Source organism: Pseudoneobacillus rhizolycopersici (assembly GCF_054786815.1).
The window spans coordinates 17,835-44,305 of sequence record NZ_JBTOOE010000025.1 but is presented as its reverse complement, the minus strand read 5'-3'; the positions used below and the strand labels follow the sequence as shown (position 1 = coordinate 44,305).

The following is a 26,471-nucleotide window of genomic DNA, read 5'->3' as shown; positions in this document are numbered from 1 at the left end:
AAAAATTTCCTTAAAATTTGTCAATTTCCCCGTATTGAATCCCTTATTCTACAAAATACGGTGGCAGGAACCGAGAATATATCTACTTCTTACCTTTATCGTGTGGAACTTCGACGGTTACTGATACTGTTGTTTGGTTCCCTGCCTTATCAGTAGCCGTATATGTTACTGTATAGATACGCCCCGTTCCTTTACCCGCTCTCTCAGAACGAAGCATAAAGACAGTGTCAAATGTTCCATAATCTGCATCCTGGATATCATTTGGCAGATCATCTTTGTCTAAACCTGAGTCTGCTTCATTACTCGTAATAGAAGTTAAGACTATGGAATCTACACCTGACATGCTGTCATTTACAGTAACCGTTGCTTTTATTGTTACAAGCTTATGATTAGGGGACCATAGTACAGGCGTATCTAAGACGACATTAAGAATTGGTGATGATTTATCAATACGAATGGTTGTAGTTTGGCGCTCCTCAACATTTCCTGCCTTGTCTACACTCCAATATGTCACCGTATGTTTTCCTTCAGTCCCAATCGATACAGTGTCTCCTTCTCTTTGATCTTCACCATCAATGATATAATACGTTTTATCTATGCCCGATTGATTGTCTGATGCTGTCAAAGTGAAGGTAACCTCTGAATTCACCCATCCCTGAGGCGCATTATCTTTTGTAACTGGTACTATTTTATCAATATTTGATACACCTGCAACAGCTGTTCCTCTATTCCCTGCCTTATCCACAAATTCAAAGGTAAAGCTTCCATTTTCAACAAACGTATAAGAGGTTGAGCCTCCATTGTTTGTAATCGTTACCTCTTCACTCGGAGTGATTGTTGCCACTACATCCTGGTTTGTTGGATCTACTTTGCTATAAGCAATAGTTGCGGTTGGCGCAACTTTATCAATATTCGTTACGGTCGCCTCGACTGAGCCAATATTTCCTGCCTTATCCACAAATTCAAAGGTAAAGTTGCCATTTTCAACAAACGTATAAGAGGTTGAACCATCATTGTTTGTAATCGTTACTTCTTCACTCGGAGTGATTGTTGCCACTACATCCTGGTTTGTTGGATCTACTTTGCTATAAGCAATAGTTGCGGTTGGCGCAACTTTATCAATATTTGTTACGGTCGCATCGACCGAGCCAACATTCCCTGCCTTATCCACAAATTCAAAGGTAAAGCTTCCATTTTCAACAAACGTATAAGAGGTTGAGCCTCCATTGTTTGTAATCGTTACCTCTTCACTCGGAGTAAGTGATGCCACTACATCCTTGTTTGTTGGATCTACTTTGCTATAAGCAATAGTTGCGGTTGGTGCCACTTTATCAATATTTGATACTGTCGCCTCGACTGAGCCAATATTTCCTGCCTTATCCACAAATTCAAAGGTAAAGTTGCCATTTTCAACAAACGTATAAGAGGTTGAACCATCATTGTTTGTAATCGTTACCTCTTCACTTGGAGTGATTGTTGCCACTACATTTTGGTTTGTTGGATTGACTTTGCTATAAGCAATAGTTGCGGTTGGTGCCACTTTATCAATATTTGATACTGTCGCCTCGACTGAGCCAATATTTCCTGCCTTATCCACAAATTCAAAGGTAAAGTTGCCATTTTCAACAAACGTATAAGAGGTTGAACCATCATTGTTTGTAATCGTTACCTCTTCACTCGGAGTGATTGTTGCCACTACATCTTGGTTTGTTGGATTGACATTGCTGTAAACTACGGTTGAGGTTGGTACTACTTTATCAATATTCGTTACTGTCGCCTCGACCGAGCCAACATTCCCTGCCTTATCCACAAATTCGAAGGTAAAGCTTCCATTTTCAACAAACGTATAAGAGGTTGAGCCTCCATTGTTTGTAATCGTTACCTCTTCACTCGGAGTAAGTGATGCCACTACATCCTTGTTTGTTGGATCTACTTTGCTATAAGCAATAGTTGCGGTTGGTGCCACTTTATCAATATTTGATACTGTCGCCTCGACTGAGCCAATATTTCCTGCCTTATCCACAAATTCAAAGGTAAAGTTGCCATTTTCAACAAACGTATAAGAGGTTGAGCCTCCATTGTTTGTAATCGTTACCTCTTCACTCGGAGTAAGTGATGCCACTACATCCTTGTTTGTTGGATCTACTTTGCTATAAGCAATAGTTGCGGTTGGCGCAACTTTATCAATATTTGTTACGGTCGCATCGACCGAGCCAACATTCCCTGCCTTATCCACAAATTCAAAGGTAAAGCTTCCATTTTCAACAAACGTATAAGAGGTTGAGCCTCCATTGTTTGTAATCGTTACCTCTTCACTCGGAGTGATTGTTGCCACTACATCCTGGTTTGTTGGATCTACTTTGCTATAAGCAATAGTTGCGGTTGGCGCAACTTTATCAATATTTGTTACGGTCGCATCGACCGAGCCAACATTCCCTGCCTTATCCACAAATTCGAAGGTAAAGCTTCCATTTTCAACAAACGTATAAGAGGTTGAACCTCCATTGTTTGTAATCGTTACCTCTTCACTTGGAGTGATTGTTGCCACTACATTTTGGTTTGTTGGATTGACTTTGCTGTAAGCAACAGTTGCGGTTGGCGCTACTTTATCAATATTCGTTACGGTCGCCTCGACTGAGCCAATATTTCCTGCCTTATCCACAAATTCAAAGGTAAAGTTGCCATTTTCAACAAACGTATAAGAGGTTGAACCATCATTGTTTGTAATCGTTACCTCTTCACTCGGAGTGATTGTTGCCACTACATCTTGGTTTGTTGGATCTACATTACTGTAAGCAATAGTTGCGGTTGGTGCCACTTTATCAATATTCGTTACTGTCGCCTCGACAGAGCCAACATTCCCTGCTTTATCTACAAATTCAAAGGTAAAACTGCCATTTTCAACAAACGTATAAGAGGATGAACCTCCATTATTTGTAATCGTTACAGTTTCACTCGGAGTGATTGTTGCCACTACATTTTGGTTTGTTGGATCTACTTTGCTGTAAGCAACAGTTGCGGTTGGCGCTACTTTATCTGGAATGATTGCCATTGTTGCCACATGCGTAAGTTTTATTTGACTGTCCCCAGACATTCCACCATATTCAACAACATATCCTTGAATACTTCCGTTCTGATTATGAAGGGCATTCCATCCCCCCCAAGGAGGCAGATACCCATAATCTTCATCATCCCCCCCAGAAACACCTGGCCAAAAAACCTCCCAATTTTGATAACCAGTATGAGTTGTTTTTGTGTTATGACAGGTCCAGAAGAACCCATTGTAATAACATGACCTGTCTACTTTTGTAAACAATGTCCCTGATTCTGGGCCCGTTACCCATTTCCATTCTCCTTCAACTTCTGCATCGCTAGCTCCAATCCAACCGAGCCCGCTTAATATACTCGTTATGAATTGATTCTCTTGTGCGGATGTTATTGTAGCAAGATAACCTTGCACGCCGTAAAGAGACTTGCTTTCAGCACTAGCTTTTGCATCCTGCCAAGAAATCCCTCTAGCAGAAACATACTCATAAAAGTGTCCTGTATCGGAATTATAATGAGTGTTCCCGCCAACGCTAAATAAAAACGTTCTTGGATTTGAGTTAATTGTCTTTGAGGTATTTTTATTATTGTATCTTACTGACCTTAGCGCGGTTTCATATTTTTCCACAGTAGCAATCCCGCTTAAACTGAGGATCCCTTTACCTGAATCATAATTACCGCTTATTCCATTTTGATTTTTAAAAATTAATTCATCTTCTGAGCCTCTAAAATGATTAGTAATTTGTACTTTCGCGCTTGATAAACTCTCAATACCTGAAATAGTAATCGTGGAATCAATGACAACAGCTCCATCACCGGACTGATAAAAGGGGTTACTTGTTTCGGATCCATCGATCGACACATCATTTGCTGCTAAAATGCCATTTGCGATCGCATAGATCAGTAATACAAATAAAAAACATGAAGAAACGACCACTTTTTTCAAATGGCCGGACATGCACCGCAATAGCGATAATTTATTCTGCATTTATACAACTCCCGTCAAAATGTATTTAAACTCCATCTAGTCTATGTCACTAGTAGTAAATAAGACTTAGATAGTTAAAAAAATAAAATAAAAGGTGTCAGGTACCTACAGTGATGCAGTGAAGCTGAGAGGCAGATGTGGGGGGACCTGGGGATATGTCTGTTGTCCAACCATATTTTGCTTATGAAAAATGGGGACGGATCTCATACTTTCATTTCTTATATTAAAATAGTAATTTCCAATCAAACGTTTGATTAATTTTATTATTAGTAGACCATTTTAAAGTTTATTCTGCCTATCCGCAAAATTCTTCTTTTTTCGCACTGTATAATACAATAACGTTCACAGGGAAAAAGGCAAATGCATCTTGTCATTAATAGAAAGATTGGGTATAAGGTGGGGAACTGGGCATAAGCGGGGAGGTTGGGCATATGGGGAAAAAGTTAGTCATAGGTGGGGAAAGTTGGGCATATACCCTAAAAGTTGGTCATAAGTAACAAAACTTGGGCATAAAACCATTCCTAAACTCATCAATCTGCAAAAAAATCTCTAAAACTAGTTACTTTCTTAGCAAAATCAACCCCAAAATAACAAATTACCTTCTTTTTGTCGCGGCATTTACCGTTTTTAGCATCAAATTCTCCGCGAAAGCTATTTCTTCCACAAATAAGTGACTTAGGTGTCAGGTACCTTCCGTGAATGTGAAGGCGGGACAGGGGGGATGTTGTCCCGCCACCCCCTTTTCCTTACTAGTTAAACTTCCTTAGTAGTTGTTGATGAATGCTAGGGTGAGCAGCGAGTAGGCTACCACCGTATTCGAAGGAAAGGGGTAGACCATTTAGTCTCGTAATGATTCCTCCTGCTTCTTTTAGAATGATGATTCCAGCTGCGTAGTCCCACGTGCTTAAAGCGGGTGCTAGGTATGCGTTAAAGGTTCCTTTGGCGATTTCACATAAACTAATGGCAGCTCCGCCAACCATTCTTAATCCACGGGTTTCTTGATAAATTTGTAGAACGCTAGGGTGCATATTGTTTTTATATATCGGATCATCCCAAAACATCGATGTGCTGACGAGCGCTTCGTGTAACTCCAGTGGCTGATTTAGATTTAGCCTTACATCATTGACATAGGCGCCGTTATCTTTTTCCGCATAAAAAAGTTCATCGGTTACAGGGTTATACACGACCCCAATCATTCCGATTCCTTTATGAACAATCCCTACGGAGATCCCGTAGAAGGGAAAATTGTGAATGAAGTTGGTTGTTCCATCGATCGGATCTATAACCCAGCGAGTTTTAAAGTAGCTATCATCATGGTCGACAGTGCCTTCTTCTCCGATAATCCCATGCTGTGGGAACGTTTCAAGAATCGATTTTACTAAGAACTTTTCTATTTCTTTATCTACAAAAGTAACCAAATCTGCGTGATCTGATTTTTCGTCGAACACCATTGGCTGTTTTTTTAGATGAATCAGTAATTCACCAGCCTCCATCACCATTTCTTTTGCAAATTGGCCAATCTTTTTTACATCGAAATCGTCCATTGTTATCCCTCCAAGATACTTTCCATTTCCTTATATTAAACATCTTTTATCAAAATCTGAAACAATCTGTGTACTTCTATCATAACTTTTTACAGCCACTTCATTTGTTGTTCAAGGATTATACAATAGGTACAGGGGTTTTTTCGTGTTTGAAGATATCTTTGAGGATGAAAGTCTATAATAGGAGGTCTCATGTGAAATAATATACATTCTGAAATATTGTTCAACTTTTCAGAATTTATTGAAATAAATATTAATTTTTACTACAATGACAACAAGAAAAAATGTTTAGCTTCACGAACAAAATTTCAAATGGGAGTTTTGGCATTGTATACCATTCACGAGATGATTAGAATTTCCAAAATGTATTACGAACTAAAGTTGAATCAAAAGCAAATTTCTGAAATTGAAAATATCTCTAGACCTACGGTTAGTAGAATACTAGATGCTGCCATCAAAGAGGGGATTGTTTCGTTTGTTATCAATTATCCGCTCGATTCAGAGAGCAACTTGGCAGATGAGTTGAAAGGAACCTTTGGACTTAAACATGTCTTTGTTTCCCCGGTTTATGTAGGCGATACAAGTTTAATTCTAAAGGACGTTGGAAGGGCTCTAAGTTCTTACTTATCGGAAATTATTAATGACGAGGACATCGTTGGGATTTCATGGGGTACGACCTTAGCATATGTCGGAAATAGCCTTGGACTATTGAATAAAAAAGACAATATTGTTGTACAGCTTAACGGTGGAATCAGCACCACGTCTCTGTCTACGGGAGCACTCGGGATTCTTGAGAAATTTGCCAATGCGATTCCAGCTAAGCCGTACTTTTTGCCGGTACCAGCCATAGTGGATTCTCCTACGATTGCTGAGGTCCTTTTGCAGGATTCATCTGTTAAAGAAATAATTAATTTAGGAAAAAGCGCTGATATTGCTATTTTCAGTATTGGGAAGGCATCATTTACTTCGATTCTTTATCACGCTGGATATTTTTCAGAAGATTACTATAAGAAACTGCTGGAAACAGGCGTAGTTGGTGACATTTGTTCGCGCTTTTACAATATTCACGGTGAGATTTGTGACCTTGAATTAAATCAGAGAACGATTGGGCTTCAATTAGAAGAGCTGCAGAAGAAGGAACATTCGATTGCGATAGCATGTGGCGAGGAGAAGGTTGAGGCTATTCTCGGAGCGTTAAACGGAAAGTACATTAATACGTTATTTACCGATGAACAGACAGCAAAAGCTATTTTAGTGCTTCATAGTCAACTGAACAAAAGGGAGGCAGTCAGAAAATGAAAGCGGTTAAATTATATGAACCTGGCAATCTAAAGGTGGAAGAGGTCGAAGTTCCTGATATTTTGGAAAATGAGGTGCTTGTTGAGGTAAAGGCGGTTGGGGTTTGTGGATCCGATATTCCAAGAGCCTTATACAAGGGGGCTTATTACCAAGGATTGACACTTGGACATGAATTCTCGGGTGTTATTACGAAGATAGGCAAAAGTGTTGAGGAATGGAAAGTGGGGGACCGGGTAACGGTGGCACCACTGGTTCCATGTATGACTTGTGACCAGTGTCAACGTGGCGAGTATTCGTTATGCAGCGACTATAACTATTATGGGTCAAGAACGGATGGAGCTATGGCAAAGTATATCAAGGTGAATCCTAAGAACTTAGTCCAGCTGCCTGATAATGTTTCCTTTGAGGCTGGCGCAATGGTTGACCCAGCAGCCAATGCTGTTCATGGTTTGTGGGCCGGTAATTTAAAAAAGGGTGACAAGGTGGCGGTGTTTGGTCTCGGTGCGATTGGATTATTTGCGGTCCAACTTTCGAAGATTTTTGGAGCAAGCCAAGTGGTTGCCGTTGACATTCATGATGAAAAACTACAATTAGCAGAAGAGCTTGGTGCAGATATTACGATAAATTCTCGACTACATAATCCAACTCAATTCATCAAAGAAAAGCTTAACTATATTGATTTTGCTATTGATACATCGGGTTCACCGATAGCCCAGGACCAGGCGGTTGCATCCTGTGGCAAGCACGGAAGAGTGGTGTTCTTGGGTATCTCTAATCAAGGACTTGAATTAAGTTCTGAATCGGTCAACCGAATTTTGCGACATGAATTAACGATTCGTGGCTCATGGAATTCCTTTTCCGCCCCTTTTCCTGGTAGAGAGTGGACTTATACCACTGAATTAATGGGTGAAGGGAAATTGATAACGGAACCGGTTGTTTCGCATCGTTTCAGCATAGACGAAGCGCCTGAGGTTTTTAATCGGATTAGAAACAAAGAAATTCTATTTAATAAAATCATGTTTTTTCCAAACTAAGGAGTTATGGTGATGGTAGAAACAACATATGTAATTGGAGTTGATGTAGGGACTCAAAGCTTAAAGGTGGGTATCTTTACGGTAGATGGAACGAAAATTTGGAGTGGTTCTTCCGCCTATTCGACCCATTACCCGAGTCCGGGGCTATGTGAACAAAATCCAAATGATTGGTGGGAAGCATTTTTACACGTGATGAGAAATTGTGCACTTGAGGTCGACCTCCAATGTGTAGAAGCCATCTCTGTTTGCGCCACTTCATCTACTGTTCTTATTGCCAGTGAAGAGGGAGAGGCGTTGACTCCTGCCATCTTATGGATGGATACTAGGGCCATTCAAGAGGTTGAAAAAATTAATCATCATCCCGATCCACATATTCAGAAAATATTGCGGTTTGCAGGTGAAAAGGTATCAGCTGAATGGATGACACCCAAATCACTTTGGTTCAAGAATAATCGAACACTCATTGCGGGTCATAAAATTGTCGAGCAACTGGATTGGTTTAATTATCGCCTTACACGAAACTGGACTTCATCGCTTTGCAATACGACTTGCAAATGGAATTATGTCGGAGAAGAAGGCTTTTCGGAAGAATTTTTTCAGGCGATTGGGTTTGAGGAATATAAGGATGTTTGGCCGCTGGACGTAAAGGCGGTTGGGGAACAAGTTGGGACGCTTATTAAGGAAGTGGCATCTGCAACAGGGTTAAAGGAAGGAATTCCAGTTTTCCAAGGTGGAATTGATGCTCATATTGGAATGCTTGGTGTTGGAGCAACCGATCCCGGAGAAATGAGTTTAATAATGGGGACTAGCTTTGTTCATTTGGTTCACACCGAAGAAGCTGTTTTCGAACCTGGTTTATGGGGACCTTATCAGAATGCGATTTTGCCGGATAGCTGGTTGCTTGAAGGGGGGCAGTTAACCTGTGGTTCCTTAACAACATGGTTTATGGAGCAATTTTACCACGGGGTCGAAAAGGAACAGTACCCTTCGGTCTATGAGGATTTGTATAAAAATATTCGGAAGCTTCCACCCGGTAGTAATGGTCTAATCATCTTAGACTCTTGGCAAGGGAATCGAACCCCATATCGCAATCCGTCCGCTAAAGGGAATATATTTGGACTTACATTAGCCCATACGCGATATGATATTTTCCGTGCAATCTTAGAATCTGTTGCCTATGGGACTAAAAATATTATTGAACTATTCCAAAAGGCAATGGTGCCAATCAACCGAATTATTGCTTCGGGTGGTGGGACAAGAAACGCCATTTGGATGCAAATTATCAGTGATGTGACTGGATTGGCGATTGATATTGCGGAAGAAACCGAGGCGGGAACGAAGGGTTGTGCTGTCATTTGTTCCTTTGGACTTGGAAATTACCCATCTTTGGCTGAGGCATCAAAATCTATGACAACAACCGTAGGAAGTTATCGTTGCAGTGAAGATGCTAATAAGCAGTATGAAGCAGCCTTTGAGAGGTACATTTCCCTTTACGAGAAATTACTTCCACATATGTAATGTCATTTTCTAATGAAAGGGGGGCTTTTTGGAAATGCAAAAGGTATTGGAAATGAGGAACATTACTAAGGAATTCCCTGGTGTCAAAGCACTTAATGCTGTTAACTTTTCTGTAGTTACAGGTGAGGTTCACTGTCTAATTGGTGCAAACGGTGCTGGGAAATCTACATTAATGAAAATTCTTACAGGAGTTTACCAAAAGGATGATGGCGAGATTTTCTTTGATGGAAGAAAGGTTGACATTACAGGTCCGGCTCATAGTAGAGCAGTAGGAATTTCTATTATTTATCAGGAGCTTTCCCTCATTGAACACTTGTCCGTAACGGAGAATATCTTTCTAGGTGATTACTTAAAACCTAAACTCGGTATTCTGTCTTGGAAACAGCTTCATGAAAATGCCAAAAATATATTAAAGGGAATTGGCATTGAAATTCCGGTACATAAAAAGGTGTCTGAGCTGAGTGCAGGCCACAAACAAATTGTCGAGTTGGCCAAGGCGGTAGCCTGCAATGCGCGGTTAATCATTATGGATGAACCTTCTACTACTCTTTCAGAAAATGAAGTTGAGACCTTGTTTCAAGTAATAAATGACTTAAAGCAAAAAGGCATCACAATTATTTATATCTCCCATAAATTAGAGGAGCTATTTGCAATCGGCGATCGAGTGACGGTGATGAGAGATGGCGAATATATTGCCACCAAGTATTTAACGGAAATCTCTCAGGATGAATTAGTCGAACTCATCATTGGGCATAAAGTGGAAAAGAAGAAAAGCGAATCCTCTGGGGCACAGTATGAGGAGTTTCTCCATGTCGACTCTATCAGTAACCAGAAGCTGAAGGATATTAGTTTTTCATTAGGAAAGGGAGAGGTGCTAGGATTATACGGTTTGGTTGGATCTGGCAGGACGGAAATATTGAAAGCGCTTTATGGACTTGATCCTATCGGTAAGGGTTCAATATTTTTAAACGGTGTAAAACAACGAATCAATAAACCTAGTAAAGCGATAAAGCTAGGAATGGGGCTAGTTCCGGAGAACCGGAAAACGGAAGGAGCGATGTTGCATCTATCGGTTATGGAAAATGCCATTATCCCATCACTTTTTAAGTTATCGAGGTTTTCTATTTTACGAAAAAATAAAGCTACTCAACTGGTAAAAGAAAAAATAAATGATTTAAGCATTAAAACACCGACTGAAGAAACCTTAATGCAAAATCTAAGTGGTGGAAACCAACAAAAGGTCATTATATCTAGATGGCTGATCCGAGAGTCCAGTTTATTATTGTTTGATGAGCCGACACAAGGAATTGATGTCGGTACAAAGGAAGAAATCTATCGAATTATGAGGGAGTTGGCCCTTCAAGGCAAGGCGATCATCGTCGTTTCTTCCGAATTGAACGAATTATTAGATGTCTGTAATCGAATCCTCGTCATGCATAGTGGGAGAATTATTGGTGAGTTTGACGACCCGCAAAAACAAAAAGAGGAAATCTTGCATTACTCGGTAAAAGGAGGCGAACAAGAATGACGAATACAAAAATAGAAGTGCATCAAGCGGAAAAATCCTACGTATTTAAACTATCAGAACTACTAAAAAAATATAACCTGGTTGTGTTACTTCTTATCTTTATGACAGTAGGATCTATGTTGTCACCTAGGTTTTTATCTGTACAGAATTTACTAAATATTCTGCAACAGTCTGCGGTTGTAGGAATAGTTGCTTTGGGAATGACCTTTGTCATCATCGTAGCCGGAATAGACTTATCCGTTGGCTCGGTATTGGCACTTTCATGTATGACAGTAGCTTTGATGATGACTGGTGGCATGAGCCCTATTTTTGCCATTATTCTATCTGTATTAATCGGGTGTGCGCTTGGCCTTGTCAATGGAATCATTTCAACGAAACTTAAAGTCCCGGCTTTTATTGCCACATTAGCCATGATGGTAGCGGCCAAGGGATTTGCTCTGTTACTTACAGATGGAAAACCTATTTATAATCTTCCAGAGTCGTTTCGTTTTCTTGGTAGTAATGTCTTTGGAAGAATTCCAGTTTCTGCGATCATTTGGATTTCACTAACGATAATCGCACTTTTTGTTCTGCGATACACGACATTTGGAAGAAAACTTTATGCCATTGGAGGCAACCCTCAATCAGCTCATCTGACTGGTATTGAGGTTAACCGATATATAGCGGCCGCTTATATGATAAGTGGCGCTACAGCTGCTCTAGGAGGGGTGGTCTTGACCTCGTGGTTAACAGTAGGGCAGCCAACCGCCGGAAACGGCATCGAATTAGATGCCATTGCAGCAGTCGTTTTAGGTGGTACAAGTCTATTTGGTGGTGTAGGGGGGGTTGGAGGAACATTTATTGGTGTTTTGCTAATGAGTATGATTACTAATATTTTTAATCTGATTGGTCTATCTTCTTATTACCAATCAATCTTCATGGGCGTCATCATTGTATTAGCATTAGTGTTAAATCGCTTTGTCGTAAAAAAATCAAATTAAAAGGGGAATAACAATGAAAAAGAAAAATTTACACAAATTGCTTCTTACCTCAATTATAGGCTCAACACTATTGTTTGCTGGCTGTTCTAATTCGGAAAAATCAGGAGGTTCCACTAAGGATGGATCCAAGGACTCCGAGGATAAAATTGTTATTGGATTTTCCCAACCGACACTAGAATCTCCGTTTTATATATCATTAGTGGATGGGGCAAAGGCGGAAGCTAAAAACCAAGGGGTAGAGTTAATTACATTAGACGCTCAAAATGATATTCAAAAGCAAAACCAAGATGTTCAGGACTTAATCACCAAAGGAATTGATGTTTTAATCTTGAATCCTACTAATCCAACTGCTGTTGCCCCTGCTTTGCAGGCTGCTGAGCAAGCGGGTATTCCAGTCATAACCGTTGACCGCCCAACAGAGCAAAAAGTAACCGCATTTGTTGGAAGAGATAACAGGGCTATGGGTAAAATTGCTGGGGATTACGCAGTTCAATTACTTGGCGGAGTTGGCCAAGCTAAAGGTAAAATTATTGAATTACAAGGAGATGCAGGCGGTAAAGTTATGATGGATCGCCACGGTGGATTCCATGACGCAGTTGGTCAAGAATCTGGTATCACTGTTATTGAAGGACCTTATAGTAACTACATCCGTGCCGAAGCTGTGAAAGCATTCCAAGACTTGCTTCAAGCACATCCTGATGTGAACCTAGTTTATGCTCATAATGATGATATGGCCCTTGGTGCAGTACAAGTATTGGAGCAAGCGAACATGTTAGATAAAGTGAAAATCGTTGGTATCGATGGATTATCTGAAGCCGTAAAAGCAATTATTGATGGTAAATATCATGCAACAGTGTTTAACGATCCAGCATTACTTGGAAAAACCGTTTTTGAAACGGCCCTTAAAGCAGCAAAAGGCGAGGCAGTGGAGGAATATATTGACGGTGGTACAGGTCTAATTGATGCAAGCAATGCAGCAGATGTTTATGATGAAAAAGCAGTATTTGCACCGATGAAGTAGTGGTTTTGGAGCTTTGATTAGAGGACCACTATTGGTGATAAAATAGTATGTTCTTTCGTGATTGTTTGGTTTGACGGTGAAACCACATCACGAAAGAGCATTTTTTTTGAACCACATACCTCCAAAGGAATATTAATGCGTAGAGGATAACTCTTCCGAGGGAGATATTGCTTGAAGTTGAGAGGCAACTGTGGGGGGACCTGGGGATAAGCAGGGAAGTTGGGCATATGGGGAAAAAGTTAGTCATAAGCGGATAAAGTTGGGCATATATCTAAAAAGTTGGAAATAAGTATTCAAAAGTTGGGCATAAATCTGAAAAGTTGGAAATAAGTGCCCGAAAGTTGGGCATAAATTTTCTAGGTTGGGCATAAACCCTAAAAGTTGGTCATAAGTAACAAAACTTGGGCATAAAACCATTCCTAAACTCATCAATCTGCAAAAAAATCTCTAAAACTAGTTACTTTCTGAGCAAAATCAACCCAAAAACAACAAATTACCTTCTTTTTGTCGCGGCCTTTGCCGTTTTTAGAATCAAATTCTCCGCGAAAGCTATTTCTTCGTGATAATCATGGAAACATTTCTAGAATCTGAAAGGAGTCTTGAAGGGGATTGTACGTGAAATTGGTGCGTATCTCTTTCGAAAAAAACTTTTAGATAATGAGAAAACCACCCTGCGCCGTACGAAGCAAAATGAGTTGGTTCGAGAAAAAACATTTAATTTTGACAACCACCACCCTGACGGTAGAGGTTGCAGGAGAGAAGTGCTACAACACTTCTCTCTTTTTAATACTCTAATTAATTCGTTTTATAAACAAAAAGACGTTTCGAGATGCGTCCCTATGTTCCACATGTTCCAACACCCTAGCGATGATGGTGGCGATCATTTCGCGTGTGACTAGGCCTTGCGGGTTGAAGTGGTTGTTGTTTCCTTTGATGATGCCTTGTTGGGCTAGTGCTTGAACGTATGGTAGTGCTTCTGTGCTGATTTTGTTTTGGTCTAGGAATGTGATGGTGTTGGTTGTTTCTTTAAGTTCAAGTGCTCTTCCAATCATTAGGGCCATCTGTTGGCGTGTGATCGGTGCATTCGGGTTGAATGAGTTTGCATCTACACCCTTTATGATGCCAAGTTCTTTTGCCTTCATGATGTAAGCAAATGCCCAATGATCCTTTTTCACATCTTTGAACTCTTGGTCAAAGCTTCCTTCTACCTTCATTCCTAGCGCCATTAAAATAATCTTTGTAAATTGTGCTCTCGTTACTGCGCCTTGTGGATTAAATTGATTCTGTGATCCTTCCATTATCCCTAATTCCTGAAGGCGATAGACTGATTCCTTCGCATACTCAGAGATGGCTGCATCATCAGCATAACTGTAGCTTGCTTTTGGTTTGGCAATCACTGTAAAGGTGCTGAACTTTTCGACCCAAATCGAGATTCCAGTCGGAATTCCTTTTTCATCATATTGAACCATTCCGGTATAAACCTTATTTTCACCGTCACTATGTTCAACGAAAACCGCTAATGATGAGATAAATTCCGGCAAGTCCTTAGGATCCGCTGGTAGCATATCCTTCGCAATTGGCAGGGTAATTTCCGTACGCCCTTTAACGTTTGTATTTACTTTTACAGATGAGCCTACCACTTTCGTTCCCTTTGCCTTAGCCTCAATAGCTGCTTCCGTTTGCTTTTGGTTTTGCCCATTTGTAATCGTTAAGGTAACATCCACATTTCCTACTTGTGTCCATGTTGTTGCTGGAATGGTAATCGTTGCCTTTTCTGTTTGAATCACTAGATTCATAGCATGTTGAGTTAATAACGCAAGAACCTCTTTATCAACGCCAACATTGATTTTATCAGCAGGGTCATTGGCTAAATCGATCATTTGAACCACAATGGTATTCTTTTTATTTTCTACAGCCATTGAAATCGCCGCTAGAATCTTACGTACATCTAACTTAATTGTATCCACTTTTTGACCTTCATTTGTGCTCCGTTTGATTTCAAGATTACCCGCCGGCAATGATTTGCCCTCCGCATCTACCACGACAATGGAAATCATTCTGCCTGGTTCACCTATGGCAGGAGGAATCACAATTACAGGATTAGCTGTAAAAGTCAATTTCGTTGTAGGGCTTGCAGTACTCACACCTTCTATTGCTTTAACACGGACTAATACAGTACGGTCCCCATCAAAAGTTGGTACTGGTTGTGATTGATAACTGGTCCAGGTTGTGCCATCATTCGTTGAATATTCCATCGTTGCGTCTGCACCGATAATGAGGTTGTTAACGTCATCCGCCGTCACCGTTGGCGCTTGCGGGTGGAATAAGTCCCTCGTAACCACAACCTTATACGTTTTAACGGTTGTTCCATCTTGTGCGGTAACTGTAATAATCACCTCATTGTCACCGACAACTAATGGTAAAATCACTTCGTTGCCACTTACCGCAGCCGTTCCATTTACCTTTACAGAAGCGTTGCCCTCTGCCATTACAGCGGTGACCCCGATTTGGTTCACTTCATTTGTAACATCAACTGTATATTCCAACGTTCCAGCAGCAAAGTCAGGTGTTAACGCACCCTTATTTACTACTAGATTGCTTAAATCGGCATTTGCAGAAGGAGCTCTCTTAATCGTAATGGTATACGTTTTAACCGTGGTACCATCTTGAGCTGTGACCACAACCGAAATTGGATTATTTCCTACTGCTAATGGTAAAATCACTGCCTGGCCACTTACCGCCGCATTTCCATTTACCGTAACCGTCGCATTGGCTTCTGCTACAACAGGGGTCAACTCGATTTGGCTCACGTTATGTGCGACATCAACCGTATAATCTAGCGTTCCAGCGGCAAACGCAGGTGTTAACACACCCTTACTTACTACTAAATTCCTTAAATCGGCATTTGCAGAAGGAGCTCTTTTAACCGTAACGGTATAAATTTTAACCGTGGTGCCATCTTGAGCTGTGACCACAACCGAAATCGGATTATTTCCTACTGCTAATGGTAAAATCACTGCCTGGCCACTTACCGCCGCATTTCCATTTACCGTAACCGTCGCATTGGCTTCTGCTACAACTGGAGTCAACTCGATTTGGCTCACGTTATGTGCGACATCAACCGTATAATTTAGCGTTCCAGTGGCAAACGCAGGTGTTAACGCACCCTTACTTACAACTAGATTGCTTAAATCGGCATTTGCTGAAGGAGCTCTTTTAATCGTAACGGTATACGTTTTAACCGTGGTACCATCTTGAGCTGTGACCACAACCGAAATCGGATTAACTCCCACGACTAATGGTAAAATCACAGCCTGGCCACTTACCGCCGCATTTCCATTTACCTTTACGGTCGCATTGGCTTCTGCTACAACAGGGGTCAACTCGATTTGGCTCACGTTATGTGCGACATCAACCGTATAATCTAGCGTTCCAGCGGCAAACGCAGGTGTTAACACACCCTTACTTACTACTAAATTCCTTAAATCGGCATTTGCAGAAGGAGCTCTTTTAACCGTAACGGTATAAATTTTAACCGTGGTGCCATCTTGAGCTGTGACCACAACCGAAATCGGATTATTTCCTACTGCTAATGGTAAAATCACTGCCTGGCCACTTACCGCCGCATTTCCATTTACCGTAACCGTCGCATTGGCTTCTGCTACAACTGGAGTCAACTCGATTTGATTCACGTTATGTGCGACATCAACTGTATAACCTAGCGTTCCAGCAGCAAAACCAGGTGTTAACATACCCTTACTTACTACTAAATTGCTTAAATCGGCATTTGCAGAAGGAGCTCTCTTAATCGTAATGGTATACGTTTTAACCGTGGTACCATCTTGAGCTGTGACCACAACCGAAATTGGATTATTTCCTACTGCTAATGGTAAAATCACTGCCTGGCCACTTACCGCCGCATTTCCATTTACCGTAACCGTCGCATTGGCTTCTGCTACAACTGGAGTCAACTCGATTTGATTCACGTTATGTGCGACATCAACCGTATAATCTAGCGTTCCAGCAGCAAAGTCAGGTGTTAACGCACCCTTACTTACTACTAAATTGCTTAAATCAGCATTTGCAGAAGGAGCTCGATTCACTGTAACTTTATAGGTTTTCGTCGTTCCACCCAAAGCGGTTACCACAACGGTAATCACATTTTTCCCAACGTTTAAAGAAACGTCCTTCCCAGATCCGCTATTTACAACTGTTCCATTCACTGTTACCGTAGAATTTTCGTCAAGTAGGGTTGGTGTAACCAATAGCTTCTCCACTGAGTTCAAAACATCAACCGTATAATCCGTTTGGGTAGGTTGAAAGTTTATTACCTCTGAACCTAAGGTCAAATTGGATAACAAATGGGATACCACGTGAACCGTACGCCTTTGCTCGATTGCAGCGTTATTACTGCTGTCTTTTACATTGTAAAGTAATGTGTACTTGCCAAGAACCATAGGGCTAACCGATCCTGAAATCGTAACCTTGGCCGTTAGATCTCCATCCACATCGTCCTCAGCGGAATACCCTGGTTCTATATAATTCTGACCTTGTAAAAGATAAACCGTTTCATCGCCATGCAACGTAATAACCGGTTTGTTCAAATCTTTCACGTCAATATAGACAGTTGCCCGATCCGTCAGCGGATGTGGAGTTCCATTAGTTGTTCCATTATCCGTTATTTCATAGTCAAATCTAGCTGTGCCTAAAAAGCCAGGATTAATAACAAATTGAACATTCCCATTAGTGATACTAACGGTACCGCCGACGGCGTTGCCAACATCCGTAATCGTCAACGTCTGATCTGACTCATTTGGCGGACCTGGTCTGTCATTTGCCGTTAATTCAGCAAACGGAATTTGAATAAACGGTACACCAAAAGCCGTTTCAGTTGTATCATCCCTAGCATAAGGAGCATCGTTCACTTCTGTAACCGTGATCATAGCACGTATTTTATCGCTTATACCATCATCACTTGGACCAATCGCCGCTTGGACATCAAATCCAAATAAGTCGCCTGCAACCGAATTTCGATCGTAATCCGGAAGAAACTTGAGACCATGCTCACCCTCTGCTGTCGTGATAAACTGCTCGTTATCAATAGGAGTTGTTCCATCCCAACGGTAAAGTGTCCCACCGGTTATACCGGTAATTTTGTAATGAGTCACCTCACCACCATCGACTGGATTACGCCTTATCACCAACCCATTACTAGACATGGTATCCTCAGCCGTTACGGTGCCTGTGATACTTGGAACATCAGCCTTTGGATAAATTGGAAAAGTGACCATTGCTTGCGTTGAGCGAGGATCTGATTCACCATTGGTCCGCCCGTCATCGGAAACGGTGTACATAAAGAAAGCCGTTCCGAAGAAGTGCGCCTGCGGTGTAAAAATGATCCTTGAATCCACTAATTGAACTGTCCCGCCACTGGGATTGTCGACCGATGTCACGGTCAACTGCTGCCATAGTTGCTCATCAAATGGACCCGCCAAATCGTTAGCTAGTAAATCGGAAGCCTGGATCTCTATGGGGCCGGAACCCTCAAGGATACCTGAAAGAAGATCATCTTTAGCAAACGGAGGATCATTGACCTCCGTTACAGTAACCATCACATCCACCGGAGCACTTAACTTTTCTCCATCGTTACTTGGACCTGCTTGGACCGTAAATCCAAAACCATAAATACCATGCATGTCTGGTGCAGGGGAGAATTTCAAGCCTGCAAGTCCCTCTGCGACTGTTATAAAATCGGCATTATGGATAAGAGTAACACCATTAGGTTTAAATAACTGTCCACCGGTAATCCCGGTAATTTTATAATAATTCGTAGGTGCACTTCCTGCTTCATTATTCGGTTGGATGATAAGCCCACTTGTCGTTTGCGTGTCTTCTGTTGTCGTAGCATGCGTTACACTTGGCTGAAGTGCAGGAGCAAGATCTTCGAGCGCTGCCTGCCTGGATGTTGCAACCATGGCACTGTTCTCAACTTCTATCGCAGAGAATCCATCTGCCCTCACGACATTCCCAACGGGCTGTAGGAAGGATGCTAGCAATATCGTAAAAATCGTACCAATAGAAATGATCCTTGTTATGCCATTTTTCAGTTTTTTCACCCCTTTACTGTTTTTTCAAAATTTTCCATCTAATAAATTATAAGTGATATGAAGCTAATTTTCTATTACTTCTTTTAAGGTGTCAGGTACCTACCATGGACAAATCGGGTGAATTTGTCCTTGGAGGGAGGACAGTTGCGGAGAGTGGGAAGAAACTGTCTTCATTAACTAAAGTTATCGTTGGCGTTTTCATTTTGCTGGGGATGGGAACAGCAGAGGGAGAGGTATTGTGAGTTTATGGGGAGGATTGTAAAGGGGGTTCACCACCCTAGATTTGTAAACATAATCCTGTCACGTTTCGTCAAACCTCGGGTAGTAGCACCCTCCCTAATGCCTACGCTTTTATTTGATGATTGGTTATTTTGCTGTTACTGTCTACACAGGTGTAGAGAGAGCGCCCAAGATAGAGGGGAATTGATAGTTTATCAAGGTCAGGTAATCCATTGTCTAAGAATTTGTCATTGTCTCGATAAAAACGAACGATGTTTCCGACAAACCAGTCGTGATCTCCATAGGATTGACGGTCTATTACCTCCAACTCGTAGGCCACATAAGCATCATGTAAGATAGGTGCATTGGTTGCCACACCTTTGCTGAATTCCATTTTTCCAATCTCAAATTTATTCACATTTGCCCCTGTGTAAACTCCTGCTTGTTGGATCAGATTTGCTTTTTCAAAGGGTAGAAAGTTAATCGCACACTTTCCTGCTTCCTTCAGTAAAGAGTAGGTATGGCGCTCACGTCCAATCGCCACACCGTAAATCGGCGGTTCATAAGAAATGTAAGAATGCCAGCCCGCCGCCATGATATTCTCTTCACCGTTATGACTAGCCGTCACAAGTGCAACCAATCCTGGATAACTGTGCATCACCGTTTTTGTTGTTGATTCAATCATTGGTTACCTCCTAAATTCCGGTATCAGGTCCCTCCCGTGGACAAATTGTTGTATTGGTCCGCGTGGGGAGGACACTTTCTAGGCTAAAAATACGAAAGAAATATTGGGAAGATTCATCCCAGTAAACAGTACCTCCGGAGACTATGGTGTTAGCCTATATCCGAGTTCCTTCTTCAACGCCTAAATTTGGTGTTGGTCTTAAGTAATTTATCCAACCGTTTTCAGTATTTGTTCCTCCTCTAAAGGACTTAATAGTTTCTTCATTAAAAAGATTAATATCATATTCTAATGTTAGTTCGTTATTATATAATTGTTTCTGTATGATCTTCGATCTAATATTTCTTTTTATATTTTCCAATTCTATTTGGATTTGATTATTATTCTGCAACATATCCTTATAGTACTGTTCTGCTACCTCATCAATACAAGGAATAAACGCTTCTTTTATTTCCATATCGTGAATAGAATCTACTTGCAATTTAATTCTAAAATCTGATATACCGTGTGGGAGATATATAATATTATTTTGGCAATCTACACTTATGGTATCAGGTTCCGTATCGTCTGTGGATTTATATTTAAGTTTTGCAATTTCAATTTTCACTTCATAATTCATAAAATTGCACCATTCTTCAGTTTTAACTAAATCTATTATTTGAGTTAAGTTTTTTGAAATACAAACATGTGTATAATCTTCACAGAAATATTCTTGTCCATTGCTATTTATTGAAACTTCAACTATCTTTATTCTTATTCCGGTTATTGGTATTTTAATAGAAATAAATAGAGAGGAAACTAATTCATCACTTAAATTTGGATAAAATAAAGACCTTAAACGATTAATTGCTATATCATTTGTTGTTGAAACTTCCATATAATTAGCTACTAATAGATTAGGTCTCCAACCAATGTATTTTTCGTATAGTTTGAAATTCTCGTTGCTTTTCAATTTTTGAAAATCATTTGGTATATCTTGTAGAGTAATCAAAGCTTTTAAGTCATTTATTTTTCCCCTCAATTTAGAGTTAAATGATAAATTTACCAGATTACCAACATTGTCTAAAGAACTTAATTCAACTGCATCACCTAATTTACCGATTATTATATGAAAGAATGCTAATATAAAAACACCAAGTGTAACGGCTAAACTTAAAGCAATTTGAGCTAGAATAGAATAATCAACAAGTCCTGCATAAATAGTCCAAAGGAGAATTACAACCTTTAAAGTATGCTTAGAGATTTCAATAACTGTTTGAATAATTTTTTCCTTTTGGTTATAGATTTGTGCATACTGTAATAGGGATCTCTTTAGATTGTTTGATACAGTAAACATATTACTTTCATTATAGGATTGCTCTTGCAATTCCCAGAATAGTTCTCTACACTTTTCAATTTTATGTTGGCTATTCAAGGATATAAAAATTGCTACTAGGCCCATTAATCCTAAGGTTCCCGAGGTAATACCAAATACTATACCATTAAATTCAGAAACAATTTTTCTATTCATTTCTATACTAGTGCCAATGAAAAATAAAGTCATGCTGATTATAAAACTACTAAAAGCAATGAAGCCTGAATAGTAATAATCATTGCTAATAAGGATATTCTTCATTTTTTTTATCATTATTCTATTTCACCTTCTTAAATGGGATTCGCGAGTGGAACAGGGTTTTCAAAGTTTTGCGATGATACTACTTAAAATGCTACCATTAAAATGAAAAACTTGGATAAACATGGAATCGTTGTAAACTGGATCCGTTCTTCTAAATGGTTTTTGACATACAAAACAATGAGGTTCTATTTTAGGTCTTCACATTCTTCCTCTATTCCTTTCAATCCCTAGAAACGGAATTTCATATTTTCTTACAATAACAGTATAGCAAATTTTGTTTTTGCAGAATGGCTGTGACTGTTATTAATCTTTTTTTTCAGATTCTCCATTATCCTAATATTTTTTGGATATTTAATTAAATTTCTCTAATTCGTTCATAGGGTTCTATTCCTCTATATCTCCATTTTATCAAGGCTAAGGAAACAAACTGAGTGGACCTAAAAGGTTATAAGTTATAGATTATCTCTCCAAACACTACTCTTCTAACAGATAAGGAAATCTGTCATAAAGGATGAATCATCAGACTCATACCCATTCATGTTGAAAAATCTCTAATTTTGACAGCTTTTGGCAGGTGAAAAGGATTTATTGTATAGAGAGGGAATTATGTAATAAGCAATATTTTTATACGAATACTGCTTCATTAAATACTTCATAAGGGGGAGTATCAGTGGAAGAGTTTGATGATTCGAAATTAATTTATGGAGAGGAGTTTTTAAAGGAATTAAGAAATTTTTATCAATATGAATTAAGTGTCATAGTAAGTTTATTGCATAATCTAAATCAGTTTGGTCCTCAATCTGAGATGGATGTGATTCCATTTTCAGAAGGTTATTCTATGAAGGAATTATCAAGTGGAATTTGGATCTTAGAATTCTTAATTTGGGATAAAAGATACAAACTTAAATTTGAACAGACATATGAGGAGAAGTACTATATTCAAGAAATAGAAAGAATCATTCCATAAAAATTATCAACTTAAGATGGGTGACATGCTCATCTTAGGTCCCCTTATTTATTTGATGAAGTTTTAAAATGATGAATAAAGTTATTGAATTTAATCTATGTGAAACAAACTTTTTGTCTATACTGAGAATACAATCTATACATTTATTGGTAAAAAATATTTTGCCATTTTGGCTGAGAGAATGTACTGCAATCTGAGAGATTTAGGAAGAGAACTCTATAAGGAGGTAAAGTGTAGTGAACTATTTTAGATGTCTATATTCTGTTGACTAATTGATGTAATATAGGGATTGTATTTTTTTTACATTTTAGAGATGAATGTATATGTGGAAAAATATTACAAAAGTAATTGTTTACTTATCACCTTTAGATGAAAGGAGATCATTAATTTTGAAGAGTAGCCTTTCTAATTTAATTGACATACCTGAAGAGTATTTTATTGTTCAAGTTCCAAAGAGGAAGATAGCGGATGCAATTAGGGATTGTATAAGTGAAAAAAATATGAATTATAAAGAAGCATTTGAATTAATTGATTTAAATTATTCTCAGTTTTCTCGCGTGACATCAGGTGCAAATTATACAATAGATACCTTATTAAAGACATTACATGGATTAGGTTTAGAAATTCAGATAGTGAAAAAAGAGAATTAATATATTAGAAAAAACTGCAGGCCAGTTGCATGGCTTGCAGTTTTTTTGCATTTGAAAAAAATAAATAATGATGTTTAAAAAAAAGAAGTTATGCCAACTATGGATGATAGTAAAACGTTAATGTGCTTATTAGCATGTTGGCAAAAAAATATTTAATAAAAGGATGGTGTTTCGAATTGGATGATTCTATACAAAACCTTCGTATAGCATTTTTGAAGGATGTTGATAAAGATTTGGGCATCTTATTCACTGAAGCCCAAAGAGAGGCTATTGTTGACCTGCTTGATAAAAATGTAAAGATCGATGCGGGTGCTGGTGGTGGAAAAAGTACCGTGATAACCATGATGGGAATAGTGGCGATTCAATTTGGATTAAAGCCTTCCCAGTTGGGATTTGTAACCTTTACAAATAAGGCAGCATTTGACCTTAAAGCTAAAATCTCTACGATTGCTAAGAGAACTTTTCCTGATAGGAAAGGGTTGGATGAAATTACAGTGCAAACCTTCCATAGCTTTGCTTTTGAGCTACTCACTCAACTCTACCCCAGTTATAAAGGTTGGCGATTGTACGACAGTGCTCAAATGAAAATACTTGTTACCAAGTATTCGGCAAAGACAGGGTGGAGCGGGATGAATCAAACTCGAAAGGAAATGGGGATGACCTCTCAATGCACTGTAGATAATTTTTTGAGCATCATGGGGATTTTGCGAGAAAGTGAAGTTCAGGAACAGTATGTTCAGGATTATATTCTGACAACTTATCGAACTTTTAGAGATTTCCTCAAAACCGGAAAAATCATGGACTTCTCTGAGGTTCTAAAGATTTTCTCAGAGAAGCTCGAAAATGATCAGGATTTTAGAAAAAAACTCAAGGAACGTTATCGGATTATCTTTGCTGATGAGTTCCAAGATGTTAACTTTTTGCAGCATACGATTCTAACTCAACTAAGGGATTTAGGAATCCGTATTATCGCTGTGGGTGATGGGAACCAAAATATTTATTCTTGGCGGGGGTCCGATAATACCTTTATTGATGAATTCTGCGAAGATTTTCAGGCTAAGCGACACCTTTTAGGTGAGAACTTCCGATCAAGTGAGGGAATTGTAGATTTTTCTAAAGATATTATTAAGAAAAATATCGATGTAATGCCTCTGCAGAAACAATTGGCTGCGAAGGAATTCCTAAAAATTATTCGGTCAAAAGCGAAGTATAAATTTGAATTCGGGGATATTTCCTTTGATTCGTTCCAACATTGTTTAGAGGAAGCTCACTTTATCGGGAATCGAATTGAACTTCTCCTTAGCAAGGGTGTTCCTCCATCAGAGATTGCCATCTTATTACGGAAAAAGAAATTTGCAAACATTTTAATTGGTGTCCTACGAGAGCGGAACATATTGGTTGAGGTTGGTGATCTATCTAATCTCTTTGCAACCGATGAAATTTCTGCTGTGAAAGGGACATTTTACTTTCTTGCAGGTAAACATATTAAACAAGATCTCCGTGTCAATCGTCTTGAACTAACCGCATTATGGAGTGCTTTGCCACTTCAAATTAATAGCAGACGATTAGAAGAAGCTATTGACTTCTTGGAGAAAAATGGGGTTGATACGGAAAATTATGATTATCGCATCCAATCTGTGTACCAGGAATTTCTTAAAATTATGGGTGTGGAGGATGAGCTTCCGAGAACAAAAACCGAAGAGAGTATCATCTACAATCTAGTGAAATTCACTAAGGTCATTCATGATTTTGAGGATGTTTACTTAAGAAATGGTGGAAACACCAGTATTGTGAGATTTTGCTACTTTATAAATCGGGATGCTGAGTCGGTATACCAAGAGGGGATCGACCAATTTCAGCGGAAAAGTGCCAATAGTGTGTTGTTGACTACTATTCACCAGTCAAAAGGATTGGAATTCCTTGCGGTGTTTATTCCTATGCTAACAGATGGGGAATTTCCTGCTCTTAGGGAGTATTTCCAAACACCATGGCATCTACTTTCCAATGATGCCATAGTCAATGCTGAAAGGTACCGACCTTCAATTGAGAGTGAACGTAGGCTATTTTATGTAGGGGCTAGTCGGTCGAAGAAGTTTCTTTTTTTATCGATGAGTCACAGTTATCAACCAGCCGGCTCAGCCCATAAACCAAAGGATCTCTCCGTATTTGGGCAATTTACAACTAATCATCCTCTAGTTGTTTCCTCGACGGAAGTGGTGACTGAGCATCTGAACCGTTTTCAATATGTAGGAGAGGGGATTCACGATAATGACCGTCTAGTAGTAAAAGTGACCGCATTAGAAGATATTTATCAGTGCTCGAATCGCACTAGACTAACTCAGCAAATGGGACTTTATCAGCCTATTAATCGATTTATGGGGTATGGTGAGTCCATTCATAATATTAAGCATGAGCTCCATGAACTGATGAAACAGGGCAAGAAAATCACTCAGCCCGTTTTGAATCGTCTGGTCGTGCAAAATTTGAATTTGCCTTATATTAGCGCGGCGGGTGAGACTTTTAAGCAATTCGTAAAAAAGGCAAAAAAAGAAACTAGGCAGTATTATGAGGAAATTAAGAATCGCTTTACCTCCATTGAAGCGGTTGAAAAGCCAATTGAAAGTTTATTAGATGAGAAAATTCTATTAACTGGCCGTGTTGATTTAAGTACCCGAAGAGAAATTACAGTCGGGGGTACAGTCCATAGCCTGAATTACTTAACTGATATCAAAACCAGAAAGAGTAAGTCATTCATTTCTCCTTCAGAGATTCAGGTTTTTCGGGAGCAGCTGTACACATATGCATTTGTTTACAAACACAGTTATGGGTTCCACGTTGATCGGCTTGAGGTTCTGAATATTGGAGAAAACGGAGTGGAAATTGTTCTTCATGAAATTGTTTCTGAAAAATACATGAATGAAATCGGGAAAAAAGTAGTGGATCGAATCGAGGCTATTCAAACCCAATTACCAAAGCGTGAATTCGAGAAAGGCAAATGCCAAAGCTGCCATGTCAACTACTTCTGCCTAGACAAAATCAAAAAAGAAGAATATCAGATTCCGTTTTTTCCTAGTGTATGATCAATAAAGCCAAATAAATAGAAAATAGAAAAGGCAACGTTTTCATTGTGAAATGGGAGTACCTAACACAGAACTTCCAATATTACTACCCTTCCAAGGGGATGAAAACGATGGCATATTCATTATTAATCATATTCAAGGTAAAAAAGGAAGTCGATGGGCAGAGTTTGTCAGAGAGACAGGGACAGAATTAT

General features: G+C 39.5%; 14 protein-coding genes. 9 read left to right on the top strand and 5 right to left on the bottom strand.

The genetic code is table 11. The features are described from left to right. Positions 1–82 precede the first annotated feature (82 nt). Positions 83–4,033: an OmpL47-type beta-barrel domain-containing protein gene (locus ACX9YW_RS19270; protein WP_460349542.1), complete on the bottom strand. Its 3,951-nt coding sequence runs from the start codon at positions 4,031–4,033 to the stop codon at positions 83–85. Positions 4,034–4,782: 749 nt separating this feature from the next. After that, on the bottom strand, positions 4,783–5,577 hold the full coding sequence (locus tag ACX9YW_RS19265; protein ID WP_460349540.1) for an inositol monophosphatase family protein: 795 nt from the start codon (positions 5,575–5,577) through the stop codon (positions 4,783–4,785). A 327-nt stretch (positions 5,578–5,904) separates the two neighbouring features. Here ACX9YW_RS19265 and ACX9YW_RS19260 point away from each other — a divergent pair, with 327 nt between their 5' ends. The 6 genes from ACX9YW_RS19260 to ACX9YW_RS19235 are packed head-to-tail and all read left to right on the top strand — an operon-like array spanning position 5,905 to position 12,957. Then, on the top strand, positions 5,905–6,876 hold the full coding sequence (locus ACX9YW_RS19260; RefSeq protein WP_460349538.1) for a sugar-binding transcriptional regulator: 972 nt from the start codon (positions 5,905–5,907) through the stop codon (positions 6,874–6,876). Further along, the gene (locus tag ACX9YW_RS19255; protein ID WP_460349536.1) at positions 6,873–7,910 is read left to right on the top strand and encodes a galactitol-1-phosphate 5-dehydrogenase; all 1,038 of its coding nucleotides are present in this window, start codon (positions 6,873–6,875) and stop codon (positions 7,908–7,910) included. Before ACX9YW_RS19260 ends, ACX9YW_RS19255 begins: the two co-directional genes overlap by 4 nt. A 12-nt stretch (positions 7,911–7,922) precedes the next feature. Further along, on the top strand, positions 7,923–9,428 hold the full coding sequence (locus ACX9YW_RS19250) for an FGGY-family carbohydrate kinase (protein WP_460349534.1): 1,506 nt from the start codon (positions 7,923–7,925) through the stop codon (positions 9,426–9,428). 34 nt (positions 9,429–9,462) lie between these two features. Next, on the top strand, positions 9,463–10,956 hold the full coding sequence (locus ACX9YW_RS19245; protein ID WP_460349532.1) for a sugar ABC transporter ATP-binding protein: 1,494 nt from the start codon (positions 9,463–9,465) through the stop codon (positions 10,954–10,956). Continuing rightward, complete coding sequence (locus ACX9YW_RS19240) at positions 10,953–11,936, top strand: ABC transporter permease (protein ID WP_460349530.1); 984 nt, start codon at positions 10,953–10,955, stop codon at positions 11,934–11,936. Before ACX9YW_RS19245 ends, ACX9YW_RS19240 begins: the two co-directional genes overlap by 4 nt. 13 nt (positions 11,937–11,949) lie before the next feature. Next, the gene (locus tag ACX9YW_RS19235) at positions 11,950–12,957 is read left to right on the top strand and encodes a substrate-binding domain-containing protein (protein ID WP_460349528.1); all 1,008 of its coding nucleotides are present in this window, start codon (positions 11,950–11,952) and stop codon (positions 12,955–12,957) included. A 791-nt stretch (positions 12,958–13,748) separates the two neighbouring features. Here ACX9YW_RS19235 and ACX9YW_RS19230 read toward each other — a convergent pair. The 3 genes from ACX9YW_RS19230 to ACX9YW_RS19220 form a co-directional block, all read right to left on the bottom strand. Continuing rightward, positions 13,749–19,073, bottom strand: coding sequence for a DUF4073 domain-containing protein (locus tag ACX9YW_RS19230; RefSeq protein ID WP_460349526.1), 5,325 nt, complete (start codon positions 19,071–19,073; stop codon positions 13,749–13,751). A 334-nt stretch (positions 19,074–19,407) separates the two neighbouring features. Next, complete coding sequence (locus ACX9YW_RS19225; RefSeq protein ID WP_460349524.1) at positions 19,408–19,968, bottom strand: flavin reductase family protein; 561 nt, start codon at positions 19,966–19,968, stop codon at positions 19,408–19,410. A 154-nt stretch (positions 19,969–20,122) separates the two neighbouring features. Further along, a complete protein-coding gene (locus tag ACX9YW_RS19220) occupies positions 20,123–21,592 on the bottom strand; it encodes a hypothetical protein (protein WP_460349523.1) in 1,470 nt (489 codons plus the stop codon). Positions 21,593–22,250: 658 nt separating this feature from the next. Here ACX9YW_RS19220 and ACX9YW_RS19215 point away from each other — a divergent pair. The 3 genes from ACX9YW_RS19215 (at position 22,251) to ACX9YW_RS19205 (ending at position 26,277) form a co-directional block, all read left to right on the top strand. Further along, a complete protein-coding gene (locus tag ACX9YW_RS19215) occupies positions 22,251–22,547 on the top strand; it encodes a hypothetical protein (RefSeq protein WP_460349521.1) in 297 nt (98 codons plus the stop codon). 323 nt (positions 22,548–22,870) lie between these two features. Then, a complete protein-coding gene (locus ACX9YW_RS19210) occupies positions 22,871–23,197 on the top strand; it encodes a hypothetical protein (RefSeq protein WP_460349520.1) in 327 nt (108 codons plus the stop codon). Between the two features lie 176 nt (positions 23,198–23,373). Beyond that, on the top strand, positions 23,374–26,277 hold the full coding sequence (locus ACX9YW_RS19205; RefSeq protein ID WP_460349518.1) for an ATP-dependent helicase: 2,904 nt from the start codon (positions 23,374–23,376) through the stop codon (positions 26,275–26,277). Positions 26,278–26,471: the final 194 nt, after the last annotated feature.